This is a genomic window from Streptomyces gobitricini (assembly GCF_039532985.1).
GTDB lineage: Bacteria > Actinomycetota > Actinomycetes > Streptomycetales > Streptomycetaceae > Streptomyces > Streptomyces gobitricini.
Window position 1 is genome coordinate 368,507 of record NZ_BAAASR010000002.1, and the last position, 15,253, is coordinate 383,759.

Annotated in this window: 11 protein-coding genes; 8 read left to right on the forward strand and 3 right to left on the reverse strand. The window is 71.5% G+C overall.

The features are described from left to right. Positions 1-275: 275 nt before the first annotated feature. The 3 genes from ABD347_RS02595 to ABD347_RS02605 all read left to right on the forward strand — a co-directional run bounded on the left by ABD347_RS02595 (position 276) and on the right by ABD347_RS02605 (position 3,601). Positions 276-1,685: an amino acid permease gene (locus ABD347_RS02595; protein ID WP_344355855.1), complete on the forward strand. Its 1,410-nt coding sequence runs from the start codon at positions 276-278 to the stop codon at positions 1,683-1,685. 145 nt (positions 1,686-1,830) lie between these two features. After that, the gene (locus ABD347_RS02600) at positions 1,831-2,907 is read left to right on the forward strand and encodes a glycerophosphodiester phosphodiesterase family protein (protein WP_344355857.1); all 1,077 of its coding nucleotides are present in this window, start codon (positions 1,831-1,833) and stop codon (positions 2,905-2,907) included. Between the two features lie 49 nt (positions 2,908-2,956). Continuing rightward, a complete protein-coding gene (locus ABD347_RS02605) occupies positions 2,957-3,601 on the forward strand; it encodes a superoxide dismutase (RefSeq protein WP_344355859.1) in 645 nt (214 codons plus the stop codon). 120 nt (positions 3,602-3,721) lie between these two features. Here the strand turns inward: ABD347_RS02605 and ABD347_RS02610 are convergent, their stop codons facing one another. Then, on the reverse strand, positions 3,722-4,363 hold the full coding sequence (locus ABD347_RS02610) for a mycothiol-dependent nitroreductase Rv2466c family protein (RefSeq protein WP_344355860.1): 642 nt from the start codon (positions 4,361-4,363) through the stop codon (positions 3,722-3,724). A 150-nt stretch (positions 4,364-4,513) separates the two neighbouring features. Here ABD347_RS02610 and pepN point away from each other — a divergent pair, with 150 nt between their 5' ends. Continuing rightward, positions 4,514-7,063 carry an aminopeptidase N gene (gene pepN, locus ABD347_RS02615; protein WP_344355862.1) on the forward strand — a complete coding sequence of 850 codons (2,550 nt, stop codon included), beginning with the start codon at positions 4,514-4,516 and terminating at the stop codon, positions 7,061-7,063. 261 nt (positions 7,064-7,324) lie between these two features. After that, positions 7,325-8,311: a hypothetical protein gene (locus ABD347_RS02620; RefSeq protein ID WP_344355864.1), complete on the forward strand. Its 987-nt coding sequence runs from the start codon at positions 7,325-7,327 to the stop codon at positions 8,309-8,311. 144 nt (positions 8,312-8,455) lie between these two features. Here ABD347_RS02620 and ABD347_RS02625 read toward each other — a convergent pair whose 3' ends face one another. Continuing rightward, positions 8,456-9,352, reverse strand: coding sequence for a pyridoxamine 5'-phosphate oxidase family protein (locus ABD347_RS02625; RefSeq protein WP_344355866.1), 897 nt, complete (start codon positions 9,350-9,352; stop codon positions 8,456-8,458). Positions 9,353-9,372: 20 nt separating this feature from the next. Continuing rightward, entirely contained in the window at positions 9,373-9,840 is a 468-nt protein-coding gene (locus ABD347_RS02630) for a VOC family protein (protein ID WP_344355867.1), read from the reverse strand. Positions 9,841-9,971: 131 nt separating this feature from the next. Here ABD347_RS02630 and ABD347_RS02635 point away from each other — a divergent pair, with 131 nt between their 5' ends. From ABD347_RS02635 to ABD347_RS02645, 3 genes are all read left to right on the forward strand, one after another. Then, positions 9,972-10,523 (forward strand): CGNR zinc finger domain-containing protein, encoded by a 552-nt coding sequence (locus ABD347_RS02635; protein ID WP_344355868.1) that lies wholly within the window; start codon positions 9,972-9,974, stop codon positions 10,521-10,523. 196 nt (positions 10,524-10,719) lie between these two features. Beyond that, a complete protein-coding gene (locus tag ABD347_RS02640) occupies positions 10,720-14,034 on the forward strand; it encodes a S8 family serine peptidase (RefSeq protein WP_425575555.1) in 3,315 nt (1,104 codons plus the stop codon). 177 nt (positions 14,035-14,211) lie between these two features. Beyond that, positions 14,212-15,231 carry an aspartate-semialdehyde dehydrogenase gene (locus ABD347_RS02645; protein ID WP_344355870.1) on the forward strand — a complete coding sequence of 340 codons (1,020 nt, stop codon included), beginning with the start codon at positions 14,212-14,214 and terminating at the stop codon, positions 15,229-15,231. Positions 15,232-15,253 lie beyond the last annotated feature (22 nt).

Below are 15,253 nucleotides of genomic sequence, written 5' to 3' on the forward strand. Positions count from 1 at the left end.
ACGGCGGAGCGTGACCGCTGGTGCGGTGAGCAGGCACGGGCGCTGCGAGCAGGGGCGGTCACCGGGCGGTACGGCCGGCTGGAGGGGAACGGGAGTGACGTACACAACGCGTGTGACGAATGTGTGTGTGATCCTTCACCTTGTGTGAGCACGGTGTCCGTATAGCGGGCAGATGTTCCCCGTGAGCGGTGGGCCCGCCCAGACTGTGGGCCGCGCCTTGACCTCTGGGCGCGACCGCCTAGCTCCCGGTCTCAGCTACTGAACAGGGCACGCCCATGTCTCGGACCTCCGCGCCCGCCGACCCGACTCCGGTGGAGCCGGCGTCGGCCGACGCGCCGCTCACGCACGGCCTCAAGCAACGCCACCTGTCGATGATCGCCCTCGGCGGTGTCATCGGCGCCGGCCTGTTCGTCGGCTCCGGCAAGGCCATCGCGGCCGCCGGTCCGTCGATCATTCTGGCGTACGCGATCTCCGGCGCCCTCGTCATGCTGGTGATGCGCATGCTGGGCGAGATGGCGGCCGCCAACCCGGCGTCCGGCTCGTTCTCGGTGCACGCCGAGCGGGCCATCGGCCCGTGGGCGGGCTTCACGGCGGGCTGGTCCTTCTGGTTCCTGCTCTGCGTGGCGGTCGGCCTGGAGGCCATGGGTGCCGCGCAGATCATGGTGGGCTGGTTCCCCGGGTCCCCGGAGTGGGCGTGGGTCGCCCTGTTCATGCTGATGTTCTGCGTCACGAACCTCGCGGCCGTGAAGAACTTCGGTGAGTTCGAGTTCTGGTTCGCCGCGCTCAAGGTCGGCGCGATCGTCCTCTTCCTGGGCATCGGCGTCCTGGCCATCGTGGGCGTGCTGCCCGGCACCGACGCCCCCGGCACGAGCAACCTCACCGGTCACGGTGGCTTCATGCCCAACGGCACGGAGGGGCTGATCGTCGGTCTGCTCGCCTCGGTCTTCGCGTACGGCGGCCTGGAGACGGTCACCATCGCCGCCGCCGAGTCCGAGCACCCGGTGCAGGGCGTCGCGAAGGCCGTGCGCACGGCGATGTGGCGGATCGCGATCTTCTACGTCGGCTCGATGGCCGTCGTCGTCACCCTCCTGCCCTGGACGCACGAGTCGGTCGTCGAGAAGGGCCCGTACGTCGCCACCCTCGACTTCCTGGGCATCCCGGCCGCCGGCCAGATCATGAACGTGGTGGTGCTGATCGCCCTGCTCTCCGCGATGAACGCCAACATCTACGGCGCCTCGCGCATGGCCTGCTCGCTGGTGGCGCGCGGGCAGGGCCCGAAGCTGCTCGGACAGGTCTCCGGCGGGGTGCCGCGCATCGCGGTGCTGACGTCGTCGGTGTTCGGTTTCGTGTGCGTGCTGCTCAGCTACTGGCGCCCCGACGACCTCTTCGCCTGGCTGCTCAACATGATCGGCGCGATCATCCTGGTGGTGTGGTTCTTCATCGCCGTGTCGCAGCTGATGCTGCGCCGCCGGCTGGAGCGCGAGGCGCCCGAGAAGCTGGTCGTACGGATGTGGCTCTACCCGTACCTGACCTGGGTGGCGCTCGCCGGCATGGCGACGGTCTTCGTCCTGATGGCACGTGAGCCGGACACCCGCCTCCAGCTCTACTACACGGGCGGTCTGACGCTGTGCCTGGCCGCCGTCGGGTTCGTCCGGCAGAAGGCGGTGGCGGACAAGTCCGCCTGACCGGTCACCGTGAGGAGCCCCGGCGCGTCGCGCGCCGGGGCTCTCCCTTTTCCGCGGTCCCGTGCGGTACGGCGGGTGAAACCCGACCGGACAGCGCGTGAACCGGCCCCGGCGCACCCCCGTCGTGGGCCTACCGTCCCGGCCCATGAGACGTCGCTCGGTACTCCTCGCGGCGGGCGCGACCGCCGCCGCTTCCGTGTCCACCGCTCCCGCCCGCGCCACGGCCGCCCCGGGGCCGCTGGTGATCGGCCACCGGGGCGCGGCCGGCTGGCGCCCGGAACACACCGCCGCCTCCTACACGTACGCCGTCGAGGCCGGCGCCGACTGGATCGAGCCGGACCTCGTCCCCACGGCGGACCACCACCTGGTGGTCCGGCACGAGAGCGAGATCTCCGGCACCACCGACGTCGCCCGGCGCCCCGCCTTCGCCGGGCGCCGCACCACGAAGACCGTCGACGGGCGGGCCGTCACCGGCTGGTTCACCGAGGACTTCACCCTCGCGGAGCTGAAGACCCTCCGGGCGGTCGAGCGCCTGCCCCTCGTGCGGAACAGGAACACCGTCTTCGACGGCCACCAGCGGGTGCTGACGTTCCAGGAGGTCGTCGACCTGGCGCGGCGGCTGTCCCGCCGTCACGGGCGGACCGTCACGGTCTTCCCGGAGACGAAGCACCCGACGTACTTCCGCTCCCTGGGCCTGCCCCTGGAGCCGGTCCTGGCCGCCCTCGTGCGCCGCAACCGGCTGGGGCCGCACGAGTGCGTGATCCAGTCCTTCGAGCCGTCGAGCCTGCTGCGGCTCGCCGGGGAGCGGCTGCGCGTGCCGCTCTGGCAGGCGATCGGCACCAGCGGCGGCCCGTACGGCCACCCCATGACGTACCGCGACATGACGACCCCGGCCGGACTGCGGGCGATCGCGGAGTACGCGCGGTGGATCGGCCCCGACAAGTCGTCCCTGGTTCCGCCCTCGACGCTCCTGGCGGACGCGCACGCGGCGGGGCTCAAGGTGGGCGCGTACACCTTCCGCGCCGAGAACCGGTACCTGCCGGCCGGGCTGCGGCGCGGCACCGATCCGGACGCCTTCGGGGACGCCCTCGCCGAGTACGCCCACCACTTCGCGCTCGGGGTGGACGCCGTGGTGACCGATTTCCCCGATCTGGCGGTGTTCGCCAGAGACGCGCGCCCCAAGGACGGAGGCCTGATCGGCAATTCGCCTTACTGCTGTTAGCCTGCACTTGCATATAGTTCGCAATAAGCAGCAGTCGAAGGGCTCGGACATGGCGATCTACACACTCCCCGAACTTCCGTACGACTACGCGGAGCTCGAGCCGGTCATCAACCCGCAGATCATCGAGCTGCACCACGACAAGCACCACGCCGCATACGTCAAAGGCGCGAACGACACCCTGGAACAGCTGGAGGAGGCCCGCGACAAGGAGCAGTGGGGCTCGATCAACGGCCTGGAGAAGAACCTCGCCTTCCACCTCTCCGGCCACATCCTGCACTCCATCTACTGGCACAACATGACGGGCAAGAAGAACGGCGGCGGCGGTGAGCCGCTGGCGGCGGACGGCGTGGGCGAGCTCGCCGACGCGATCACCGCGTCCTTCGGCTCCTTCGCCAAGTTCAGGACCCAGCTGTCCAAGGCCGCCGCGACGACCCAGGGATCGGGCTGGGGCGTCCTGGCCTACGAGCCGGTCAGTGGGCGTCTCATCGTCGAGCAGGTCTACGACCACCAGGGCAACGTCGGTCAGGGCTCGGTGCCGATCCTGGTCTTCGACGCCTGGGAGCACGCCTTCTACCTGCAGTACAAGAACCAGAAGGTGGACTTCATCGAGGCGATGTGGGAGGTCGTCAACTGGCAGGACGTGGCCAGGCGTTACGCCCGCGCCAAGGAGCGCACCCCGCTGATCGACCCCTGAACCGGGTCCCCCGAAACGTCCTGCTCGTGATCGTCTTCTCAACCTTCACCGGGCAGGCGGATGGAGGAAGGCCCCCCGCGAGGACATGACTCGCGGGGGGCCTTCCGTACGCGGGAGGTCCTAGAGGTTGCTGAAGTCGGGGCCCTGGGTCCGGCTCCGCTTGATCTCGTAGAAGCCCGGGACCGAAGCCACCATCAGCGTGCCGTCCCACAGCCGGGCGGCCTCCTCGCCCTCGGGCGCGGGGGTGACGACCGGGCCGAAGAAGGCGATCTCCCCGCCGTCCGGGCCGGGCACCGCGATGACCGGGGTGCCGACCTCCTGGCCCACCTTGCTGATGCCCTCGTGGTGGGAGGCGCGCAGCTCGGCGTCGTAGGTGTCCTTGTCGGCGTACTCGGCGAGGGACACCGGCAGGCCGGCGTCCTCCAGCGCCTCGCGGATCGCCGTGCGGGTCGGGCCCTCGCCCTTGTTGTGGAAACGGGTGCCGAGCGCGGTGTAGAGCCCGCCGACCACCTCGTCGCCGTGCAGCTCCCGGGCGGCGATCACGACCCGCACCGGACCCCACGCCTGGGTCTCCAGCATCTCCCGGTACTCCGGCGGGACCTCGTCCAGCTTGTCCTCGTTGAGGACGGCCAGGCTCATCACGTGCCAGCGCACGTCGACCGGGCGGACCTTCTCGACCTCCAGCATCCAGCGGGAGGTCATCCACGCCCAGGGGCACAGGGGGTCGAACCAGAAGTCGGCGGTGGTCCTGCTCTCGGACATGTCACTCCTCATGGTCTGCGCTGGTGATCGGCCGTGCTCGTCCCCGGGCACAACGCGGGTTCCGGCGGGACCATTCCCGTGTGCTGCCGGGTGTCAGTCCCGCATGGCAGGATCACTCCTGTACCAACGAGCCACGAAGGAGTGCCGCCCGTGCCCGGTGAGAATCTGTCCCGCGACGAGGCCCGCCAGCGGGCGGAGCTGCTGTCCGTCGACGGGTACGAGGTCGCGCTCGACCTGCGGTCCGCCGTCGGCGGGAGCGAGTCGGAGCGGCGTACGTTCCGTTCGGTGACGACGATCCGGTTCCGCCGCGTCGCGCGGGGTTCCGCCACGTTCGTGGACCTGATCGCCCCGTCGGTGAACGCCGTGACGCTCAACGGGCGGGAGCTGGACCCGGCGGCCGTCTTCGACGGTTCCCGGATCGCGCTGGGCGGCCTGGCCGACGAGAACGTGCTGGTGGTGGACGCGCAGTGCGCGTACAGCCGGACCGGCGAGGGTCTGCACCGGTTCGTCGACCCGGAGGACGGCGAGGTCTACCTCTACACGCAGTACGAGCCGGCCGACGCGCGGCGGGTGTTCGCCAACTTCGAACAGCCCGACCTGAAGGCGCCGTTCCGGTTCGAGGTGACGGCTCCCGAGGGCTGGTCGGTGTGGAGCAACGGGGCGGAGGAGTCCCGGGACGGCGAGGTCCGGCGATTCGCCGAGACGGCGCCGATCTCGACGTACATCACCTGTGTCGTGGCCGGTCCGTACCACTGTGTGACGGACACCTACCGGCGCGGCGAGCTGGAGATCCCGCTGGGCGCCATGTGCCGCAGGAGCCTGGCGAGGCACTTCGACCCGGAGGACGTCTTCCTGGTCACCAAGCAGGGCCTGGACTTCTTCCACGACAACTTCGACTACCCGTACCCCTTCGGGAAGTACGACCAGGCGTTCGTGCCCGAGTACAACCTGGGCGCCATGGAGAACCCGGGCCTCGTGACCTTCCGCGAGGAGTACATCTACCGGGGCAAGGTGACGCAGGCGGCGTACGAACGCCGGGCGAACGTCATCCTGCACGAGATGGCCCACATGTGGTTCGGCGACCTGGTCACCATGAAGTGGTGGGACGACCTGTGGCTGAAGGAGTCCTTCGCGGACTTCATGGGCTCCTTCTCGCTGGCCGAGGCCACCCGCTTCACCAACAGCTGGGTGACCTTCGCCAACAGCCGCAAGGCCTGGGCCTACCGCGCGGACCAGCTGCCGTCGACGCACCCGGTCACGGCCGACATCCGTGACCTCGAGGACGCCAAGCTGAACTTCGACGGCATCACCTACGCCAAGGGCGCGGCGGTGCTCAAGCAGCTGGTGGCGTACGCGGGCCGGGACGCGTTCATGGAAGGCGCCCGCCGGTACTTCAAGCGGCACGCGTACGGGAACACACGCCTGGACGACCTGCTGTCGGTGCTGGAGGAGACCTCCGGGCGCGACATGAGGGCCTGGTCCCGCTCCTGGCTGGAGACGTCGGGCGTCAACGTCCTGACGCCGGTCGTCACATACGGCGCGGACGGCCGGATCTCGGAGCTGGTTGTCCTCCAGGAGGGCGGCGAGCTGCGGCCGCACCGGGCGGCGGTGGGCCTGTACCGGCTGTCCCCCGGAGGGGAGCTGGTGCGGTACGCCCGCGCCGAGGTGGACATCACCGGTGAGCGGACCGTGGTGGCGGAACTGGCGGGGGCCGAGCGGGCGGACCTCGTGCTCGTCAACGACGACGACCTCACGTACGGCAAGGTCCGATTCGACGAGGACTCGCTCGCCACGCTCCGGGAGCACCTGGGTGACCTGACGGACCCGCTCGCCCGTGCCCTGTGCTGGTCGGCGCTGTGGAACCTGACCCGGGACGCGGTGCTGCCGGCGCGGGACTTCGTGCACCTGGTGCTGGCCTTCGCGGGGCGCGAGTCGGACATCGGTGTGCTGCAGATGCTGCACGCCTGGACGCGGTCCGCGCTGGTGCACTACGCGGCGCCGAAGTGGCGCGAGGAGGGCGCCCGGCTGCTGGCCGAGGGGGCCCTGCGGGAGCTGCGGGCGGCGGAGCCGGGCAGTGAGCACCAGTTGACGTGGGCGCGCTTCTTCGCGGCGGTGGCCGCCTCGGAGAGGGACTTCCAGCTCCTCGAAGGTCTGCTGGAGGGCACGGCGAAGATCGACGGGCTGGACGTCGACCAGGAGCTGCGCTGGTCGTTCCTGGAGCCGCTGACCGCGCACGGCCGGGCGGACGAGGCGGTGATCGCGGCGGAGCTGGCGCGCGACGACACGGCCTCGGGCAAGCGCCACCAGGTGCGCTGCCTGGCGTCCCGTCCCTCCCAGACGGTCAAGGCGCAGGCGTGGGCGCAGGTCGTCGAGTCGGACGCCCTGTCGAACGCGCTGGTGGAGGCGGTGATCGCGGGCTTCGCCCAGCCGTCGCAGCGGGCGCTGACCGCTCCGTACGCGCCGAAGTACTTCGCCGTGATCGAGCGGGTGTGGGCGGAGCGGTCCATCCAGATCGGTATGGACGTGGTGCGGGGCCTCTTCCCGTCCCTCCAGGACGACCCGGCGACCCTGGAGGCCACCGACGCGTGGCTCGCCGCCCATGAGTCGGCCGCACCCGCGCTGCGGCGGCTGGTCCTGGAGGCCCGCGACGACCTGGCCCGCGCTCTGCGCGCCCAGGCCCGCGACGCGTCGGCGGGCTGACACCCGGCGGGCCCGGGGCGGGGCGGCCGCGCCGGCGGGCCCCGGGCGCCGGGCGCGCGTGCGGCCGGGCGGGGCGGGCCCGGGCGCTTGTCCCCCGGACGTACATCCGTCCGGCCGGGGGGCCGCCGCGCAGGTCAATGGCGTGATCGGGGCCCCTGATCGGCAGTCGAACGCCCGTACTTTAGGACGGGGTTGTCCCGGATTGTCGACGGGTGTGTAACAGCGGTTAGCGGCAGGGCAGTTGGCGGGAACGCCCCGGGCATGACGAACACCCCGCTCTCCCCCCGCCCCCTGTCCCACCTGGCCGCCGACCGTCGCCGCGTGCTGTCCGCCGCGCAGTTGCGGGCGCACGGTGTCTCCGCCGCCGAGGCCGGTGCGCAGTCCCGGCCGGGCGGGGCCTGGCAGCAGGTCCTGCCGGGTGTGTACCTGCTGCACCCCGGCCCGCCCACCAGCGAGGAGCGGCTGCGCGCCGCCCTGCTGTACGCCGACCGGCAGCGGCAGGCGCCGGAGGCGATGATCACCGGGCTCGCCGCCCTCGCGCTGTACCGGTTCGCCTCCGCGCCGCCGCTGCTGTCGCTGGACCGCATCGACGTCCTGGTGTCACGGACCCGGCGGCTGCGGTCCACCGGGTACGTGCGGATCGTGCGGGCGCAGGAGACACCGGAGCCGCTGGAGGTCACCGGCGTACCGGTCGCCCCGGTGGCCCGCGCGCTGGCGGACGCCGTCGCGCGGATCGACGACGCCCACACCGTACGGCGGCTGCTCACGGAGGCGGTACGCGGCGGACACTGCGAACCGGCCGCGGTGGTACGTGAGTTGAACCGGCTCCGGCTGCTGACCCGGCCGCACGTCGTGGACGCCGTCGACTCGCTGCTCGCCGAGGGGCGGGCGCTGGCGGAGGACCGGTTGTACGAGATGGTGCGCACGCAGGACCTGCCGGAACCGCTGTGGAACGTCGACCTCCGGCTGCCGGGCGGGCCGCATCTGGGTGGTGTGGACGCGTACTGGCCCGACCACGCCGTCGCCGTGGAGCTCGACACCCGTTCGCCGCGCCGGGACGACGCCACCGTGTGGTCGGAGTACACCCGCAAGCGCGAGCACCTGGAGCGGCTCGGCATCACCGTCGTCCACCTCACGCCCCGCAAGCTCCGGGACGCTCCGGAGCAGCAGGCCGTCGTGGTGCGTACGGCCCTGATGGCGGCCGGGGACCGCGCCCCGGCCGCCTACGTGGTGGTCCTGCCGAGGTAGGCCGGACGCGGAACCCGGCCCCGACGGCCGCTTGCGTGTCGCCCGCCCGGCCGCCGTTGACGTTCGGCGCCGGCGAGCGCCGTCCGGGCCGCGAGGCCTCCGGGTGCCGTGGTGGCCGTGATGGCCGTGGTGGCAGTGCGACGGTCAGCGGGGCAGGCCCGGGTTCGCCGGTGAGTACGCGGGCGGGGACCAGCGCAGCGGGCTGGCGCCCTCGGCCTCGACGACGCGGTCGACGGTGAAGCGGACGGTGCGGTCGCCGCCGTCGAACAGGGTGCGGGCGGTACCGGTGAGCTGGAGGGTGGTGCCGGTGGCCCAGTCGAGGAAGAGCAGTCCGGCGCGGGCGTCGGTCTCCAGGTTGCCCAGGGTCAGGAACATGGCGTTGCCGGGGTAGTCGGGCCAGCTCAGCCCGGTGGGCGAGGTGACGGTCACGAAGCCGGGGTTGCCGCCGCGGTGGCTGGCGTCGGCGCCGTGGCCCGGGGCGAGGGTGGCGATGAAGAAGGTGTCGGCGGCGCGGACCAGGTCCGCCTGGTCGGGGGTCATCCGTGCGCCGTACCTGACGGCGACGGGGGCGGAGCCGGGGGCGGGCGCGTACAGGTCGCGCTTCTGGAGGTATTTGGGGCAGTTGGAGAAGACCCGCTCGGCGTCGATGGCCAGGCCGCGCCGGGTGGGCCGGGCCGTGCCGTTCAGCCGCATCCGCCGCCGGGTGCGCGGGTCCAGGGCGATCGTGCCGACGGGGGTGGACCCGCGGGCGAGGGCGGCGGCCAGCGGGTCCCCGTCCGGCACGCCGCCGGCCACCGACACGGAAGCGGGCCCGGTGGCCCGTACGAAGCCGGGGCGGCCGGTCAGGAGGGAGCTCCAGACCCGGCCGTCCTCGTCCGCCGCGCCGATCACGACCATGGGCTGGAGCTCCAGGAAGGCGGCGGCGACCGGGCGGATGCCCGGGCCGATGGAGCGGCCGACGTGGTCGGCGAGCTCGCGCACACCGACGCGGTCCTGCACGGCGAGCGAGCCGTGGTGGTAGGGGCCGACGGGGCCGTTCATGGTGGACCTCCGTATCGGGTTTAGAAGAAGCCGCAGGTGGGCGCGGCCGTATGGGGAGCGGCCACGTCCTCGGCACCGGCCGGTGCGTAGATCTCCAGGCGGGTGCCGTCCGGGTCGTGGAAGAAGATCCCGCCGGAGGCCGCGCCCTCGCCGTGGGCGACGACACCGTCGTACGCGAAGTGGACGCCGCGCGCCTTCAGTCCGGCCTCGGCGGCCCGGACCTGGTCGATGGTGTCGGCCTCGAAGGCGAGGTGGTGGAGTCCGGCGCGGGCGGGGGCGTAGGCGCCGTCGGCCTGCTGCCAGAGGGTGAGCACGAGCCGGCCTTCCCGGCCGAGGAACGCGTACCGCTCGCCGTCCTCCTTGCCCTCACCCAGGACGTCGAAGCCGAGGACGTCGCCGTAGAAGGCGAGGGACCGTTCGAGGTCGGTGACGTTCAGGCCGATGTGGCCGACGCGGCCGGAGTGCGGCGTGCTGGTGGTCGCCGTCATGGCGTACCCCTCTCATCGGGTGGGTTCTAACTTCTCAACATGACTTTAAGGGTTAGAACAAGGCCCGTCAACCGGTCACGTACGCTTGAGGGGTTAGCTCGGTCGAGGCATGCGCGAGGAGACGACCAGAAATGACCGCCCCCGACCCCCGCCCGCTCGTCGGCGAGCCGGTCAGCCTGGACCTGCTCAACACCCGCTGGGTCCACGACGGCGCCCGGCAGGACCTGCTGACCGGCACCGACGGCCTGGCCGTCTGGCTGACGAGCGCCGGCCTCGCGGACCGTTTCACCGCCGACGCGCCGACCCTGGAGCACACCCTCGCCGCTCGCGACGCCCTCGCCGCGCTCGTCGACTCACCCGGCGACCGGCCCGCCACCGACCGGCTGAACACCGTGCTCGGCCACGGCCGCATCCGCGCCACGCTGACGCCACAAGGCCCGGGTGAGGAACCCGAGTTCGCCGACCCGTCCTGGGGGCCCGCGTGGACGGCCGCCCGCGACTACCTGGACCTGCTGCGCACCGCGCCCGACCGGATCAGGGCCTGCGCGCACGAGGCGTGTGTCCTGCACTTCTTCGACACCTCACGCAACGGCACACGCCGCTGGTGCTCCATGGCGGTGTGCGGCAACCGGGCGAAGGCATCCAGGCACTACGCGCGGACGGCACGGACGAAAGAGGCCTGAAAGGTCGAACGCTCAACCACATTCGGGGTTTTGAGCCCGGTTCGTCCCTCATGGCGTACATCCCGCAGTGGCGGATGTACGCCATGACCGCATCCTGACCTCCGGCAACCCTCCACAAAACCCTGTCACTTACGAAAGGGTGAGCGGTCATCCGGCTCCGAATTCCGGACTCGCTCTTTCACATACAGGGATGCTGATGACCACCCTCGAATCCCAGGGCTCCATATCAGGGAGCCCGGCCCCCGGCCACAGACGGGCGGCCCGCGTGGCCGCCGCGGCCGGCCTGGTGGCCGCGCTCGTCGCGGCCGGCACCGCCCCGGTCTTCGCCGCCGGCCCGGCGGACCCCGCGCCGCCCAAGCCGGCCCGCTCGTCCGCCACCGCGGACAAGCTCGGCTCGGCCGACGCCGAACGGCTCGCCGAGGCGGAGGCCACGGGCAAGAAGACCGTCACCGTCATGGTGGCCACCGCGCCCGGCCAGACCGAGCAGGTCGCCGCGCAGCTGGACGGCGTCACGGGCGCCACGGTCGGCACGACGTACGACAAGCTCGGCTACGTCCGCGCCACCCTGCCCACCGGGAAGGCCGAGTCCGCGCTTGACCGGGCCGCGAAGCTGTCCTCCGTCAAGGGCATCGACCTCCAGTACGAGATCAAGCTGGACGACCCCTCGCCCGACGCGGGCCAGTCCGCCGCACGGGGCGCCACCGCCACGGGGGCGACGACCGCGTACCCGGGCCCGAACGCCAGGACCCCGGCGAAGAACCCGTACAACCCGTCCTTCGAGACGGGCGCGGTCGACTTCGTGAAGAAGTACCCCAGGGCCGACGGCCGGGGCGTGACCATCGGCATCCTGGACTCCGGCGTCGACCTGGACCACCCGGCGCTGCAGAAGACCACCACCGGCGAGCGCAAGATCACCGACTGGGTGACCGCCACCGACCCGGTCGGTGACGGCGACGGCACCTGGCAGCGGATGAACGTGGCCGTGGAGGGGCCCACGTTCACCGCCGACGGGCGCACGTTCGCCGCCCCGGCCGGCACGCACGCCTACAGCCGGTTCGCCGAGGCCGTCACGCGCGGCGGCGACATGGCCGGTGACCTCAACCGGGACGGCGACACCACCGACGCGTGGGGCGTGCTGTACGACGCCGCCGCCGGCACCGTCCGGGTCGACCTGAACGACAACGCCGACTTCACCGACGACGTGGCGATGAAGCCGTACAAGGACGGCTTCCAGATCGGCCACTTCGGTACGGACGACCCGGCGACCGAGATCGCCGAGCGCATCCCGTTCGTGGTCGAGATCCGCAAGGACGTCGAGTACAACGCCGCCGGGGACAAGGCCGACTACGTCAACATCGGCGTCGTCGAGTCCGACCACGGCTCGCACGTCGCCGGCATCACCGCCGCGCACGGGCTGTTCGGCGGGAAGATGAACGGCGCCGCGCCCGGCGCGAAGCTCGTCTCCTCGCGCGCCTGCACCTGGTCCGGCGGCTGCACCAACACCGCCCTGACCGAGGGCATGGCCGACCTGGTCATCAACCGCGGCGTGGACATCGTCAACATGTCCATCGGTGGCCTGCCGGCGCTGAACTCCGGCGACAACGCCCGTGCCGAGCTGTACGGCCGGCTCATCGACACCTACAGCGTCCAGCTGGTCATCTCGGCCGGCAACTCCGGCCCCGGCCTCAACACCATCGGCGACCCCGGCCTGGCCGACAAGGTCGTCTCGGTCGGCGCGGCCATCTCCAGGGAGACCTGGGCGGCCAACTACAACTCCGCCGTCGAGAAGAAGTACGCCATGTTCCCCTTCTCCTCGCGCGGCCCGCGCGAGGACGGCGGCTTCACCCCGACGATCTCCGCGCCCGGCTCTGCGGTCAACACCATCCCGATGTGGATGGCCGGCGCCGGTGTCCCCGAGACCAGCTACCGGCTGCCCGCCGGGTACGGGATGCTCAACGGCACCTCGATGTCCTCGCCGCAGGCGGCGGGCGCGAGCGCGCTGCTGATCTCGGCCGCCAGGCAGAAGAAGATCGACCTGTCGCCGCTGAGCCTGCGCACCGCGCTGACCAGCACCGCCAACCGCATCTCCGGTGTCGCGGCGCACGAGCAGGGCTCCGGCCTGATCGACGTCCTCGACGCCTGGGAGTCGGTCGAGGACGGCGCGACCGCGCACGACTACAAGGTCGCCGCCCCCGTCGACACCGCGCTGGAGCAGCACCTGAGCAAGCCGGGCACCGGCATCTACGACCGTGAGGGCGGCCTCAAGGTCAACCAGAAGAAGGTGTACGACGTCACCATCACGCGCACGACCGGCCCCGACCGGCCGATCGAGCACGAGCTGGACCTGAAGTACAACGACGGCACCTTCCGCATCCTCGGCGACGACGAGGTGGACCTGCCGCTGAACAAGCCGGTCACCGTCAAGGTGCAGGCCAGGGCCGGCTCCGCGGGCGTGCACAGCGCCATTCTGGAGGCGGACGACGAGGACACCGAGGGAGTCGACAGGCAGATCCTCGCCACCGTGGTCGTCGCGCACGACCTGGCGAAGCCCTCGTACTCCTTCTCCGCGCGGGGCAGTGTGCAGCGCAACAGCCACATGTCCTACTTCGTGACCGTGCCCCAGGGCGCCAAGGCGCTGGAGGTCGCGATCGGCGGGCTGAAGGAGAAGAGCCAGACCCGGTTCCTCGCCATCCACCCGTACGGGGTGCCGGTGGGGAGCACCGCGTCGAACCTCTGCTACCCGCACTACAACCCGGCCAACGACTGCCGTCCGGACGTGCGCTCGTTCGCCGACCCGACGCCGGGCGTCTGGGAGATCGAGGTCGAGGCGCGCCGCACGTCGCCGGACCTGGACAACCCCTACACGCTGGACGTGTCCCTGCTGGGCGCCACCTTCGACCCGGCCGTGCAGACGGTCCCGGAGGCCAGGGTCGGCACGCCGGCCGCGGTCGGCTGGAAGGTCACCAACACCTTCGCGGCGATCGACGGCAGGCTGAAGGGCGGCTCGCTCGGCTCCGCGAAGGTCGCCACGCCGACGATCGGGAACCACGCGTCGCAGACCAGCACGGTGACGGTCGGCGAGGGCGTGGAGCGCCTGGACGTCGTGATCGGCAACACCTCCGACAAGGGCGCCGACCTCGACCTGACCGTCCTGAAGGACGGCAAGGTCGTCGGCCAGTCGGCGGACGGCGACTCGGAGGAGTCCGTCTCGCTGGTCAAGCCCGCCCCGGGGACGTACACGATCGTCGTGGACGGATACGCGGTACCGGCCGGGACGACCACGTACGACTACAAGGACGTGTACTTCTCGTCCGCGCTCGGCACGCTGAAGGTCGACGAGTCGAAGCCGGTCACCCTGGCGAGCGGCGCGTCCGCGCAGGTCTCGGCGGAGGTGCTGGTGAGCGGCGCGGCCCCCGAGGGCCGGCGGTTCTTCGGCGAGGTGTCGCTGCTGACGGCACGCGGCACGGTCGCGGGCAGCGGCAGCGTGGTGATCGAGAAGGTCACTCCGTGACACCGGACATACGGTGAGTGAGGGCGGGCGTCCGGACCGGGCGCCCGCCCTTTCCGTCGCCGTGCGTGCTGCTTCTCACGTCCCGGACAATGAATTGGACAAGCCCGTCCTGGTGATACGCATGATGGGTGCGGCACCCAGGCCGCCAGGCCCGCAAGCACGTACGGAGGAGTCCCCGTGAAGGTCGGAATCGTCGGAGCCACCGGTCAGGTCGGCACGGTCATGCGCAAGATCCTTGCCGAGCGGAAGTTCCCGGCCGACGAGCTTCGGCTGTTCGCCTCCGCCCGGTCGGCGGGCACGGTGCTGGACGGGGTGACCGTCGAGGACGCCTCCACGGCCGACTACACCGGCCTGGACATCGTGCTCTTCTCCGCCGGTGGCGCCACCTCCAGAGCGCTCGCCGAGAAGGTCGCCTCGCAGGGTGCCGTGGTGATCGACAACTCCTCCGCCTGGCGCCGGGACCCCGAGGTGCCGCTGGTCGTCTCCGAGGTGAACCCCCACGCGATCAAGGACCGCCCCAAGGGGATCATCGCCAACCCGAACTGCACCACCATGGCCGCGATGCCGGTGCTGAAGCCGCTGCACCAGGAGGCGGGCCTGACCGCCCTGGTCGCCACCACCTACCAGGCCGTCTCCGGCTCGGGGCTGGCGGGCGTCGCGGAGCTGGACGGCCAGGTCAAGGCCGTCGCCGGCCAGGCCGCCGAGCTTACCCACGACGGCGAGGCCGTGTCGTACCCCGAGCCGGGCGTCTACCAGCGCCCGATCGCCTTCAACGTGCTGCCGCTGGCGGGCTCGATCGTCGACGACGGCTCCTTCGAGACGGACGAGGAGCAGAAGCTCCGCAACGAGTCCCGCAAGATCCTGGAGATCCCGGAGCTGAAGGTCTCCGGCACGTGTGTGCGCGTCCCGGTGTTCTCCGGCCACTCCCTCCAGGTCAACGCCCGCTTCGAGCGCCCGATCGGCGTGGAGCGCGCCTATGAGCTGCTGAAGGACGCCGAGGGCGTGGAGCTCTCCGAGATCCCCACCCCGCTCCAGGCGGCCGGCAAGGACGCGTCCTTCGTGGGACGCATCCGGGTCGACGAGACGGTCGAGAACGGCCTCGCGCTGTTCCTGTCCAACGACAACCTCCGCAAGGGCGCGGCGCTGAACGCCGTGCAGATCGCGGAGCTGGTGGCCGAGGAGCTCAAGGGCGCCTGACGCCGGTACGCACCCGACAGGG

What these genes read in the sequence shown, in the direction of transcription:
- ABD347_RS02595 (WP_344355855.1), top strand. Translation starts at nt 276, where the DNA reads ATGTCTCGGACCTCCGCGCCCGCCGACCCGACTCCGGTGGAGCCGGCG.
- ABD347_RS02600 (WP_344355857.1), top strand. Translation starts at nt 1,831, where the DNA reads ATGAGACGTCGCTCGGTACTCCTCGCGGCGGGCGCGACCGCCGCCGCT.
- ABD347_RS02625 (WP_344355866.1), bottom strand. Translation starts at nt 9,352, where the DNA reads ATGAACGGCCCCGTCGGCCCCTACCACCACGGCTCGCTCGCCGTGCAG.
- ABD347_RS02605 (WP_344355859.1), top strand. Translation starts at nt 2,957, where the DNA reads ATGGCGATCTACACACTCCCCGAACTTCCGTACGACTACGCGGAGCTC.
- ABD347_RS02610 (WP_344355860.1), bottom strand. Translation starts at nt 4,363, where the DNA reads ATGTCCGAGAGCAGGACCACCGCCGACTTCTGGTTCGACCCCCTGTGC.
- ABD347_RS02630 (WP_344355867.1), bottom strand. Translation starts at nt 9,840, where the DNA reads ATGACGGCGACCACCAGCACGCCGCACTCCGGCCGCGTCGGCCACATC.
- ABD347_RS02640 (WP_425575555.1), top strand. Translation starts at nt 10,720, where the DNA reads ATGACCACCCTCGAATCCCAGGGCTCCATATCAGGGAGCCCGGCCCCC.
- ABD347_RS02635 (WP_344355868.1), top strand. Translation starts at nt 9,972, where the DNA reads ATGACCGCCCCCGACCCCCGCCCGCTCGTCGGCGAGCCGGTCAGCCTG.
- ABD347_RS02620 (WP_344355864.1), top strand. Translation starts at nt 7,325, where the DNA reads ATGACGAACACCCCGCTCTCCCCCCGCCCCCTGTCCCACCTGGCCGCC.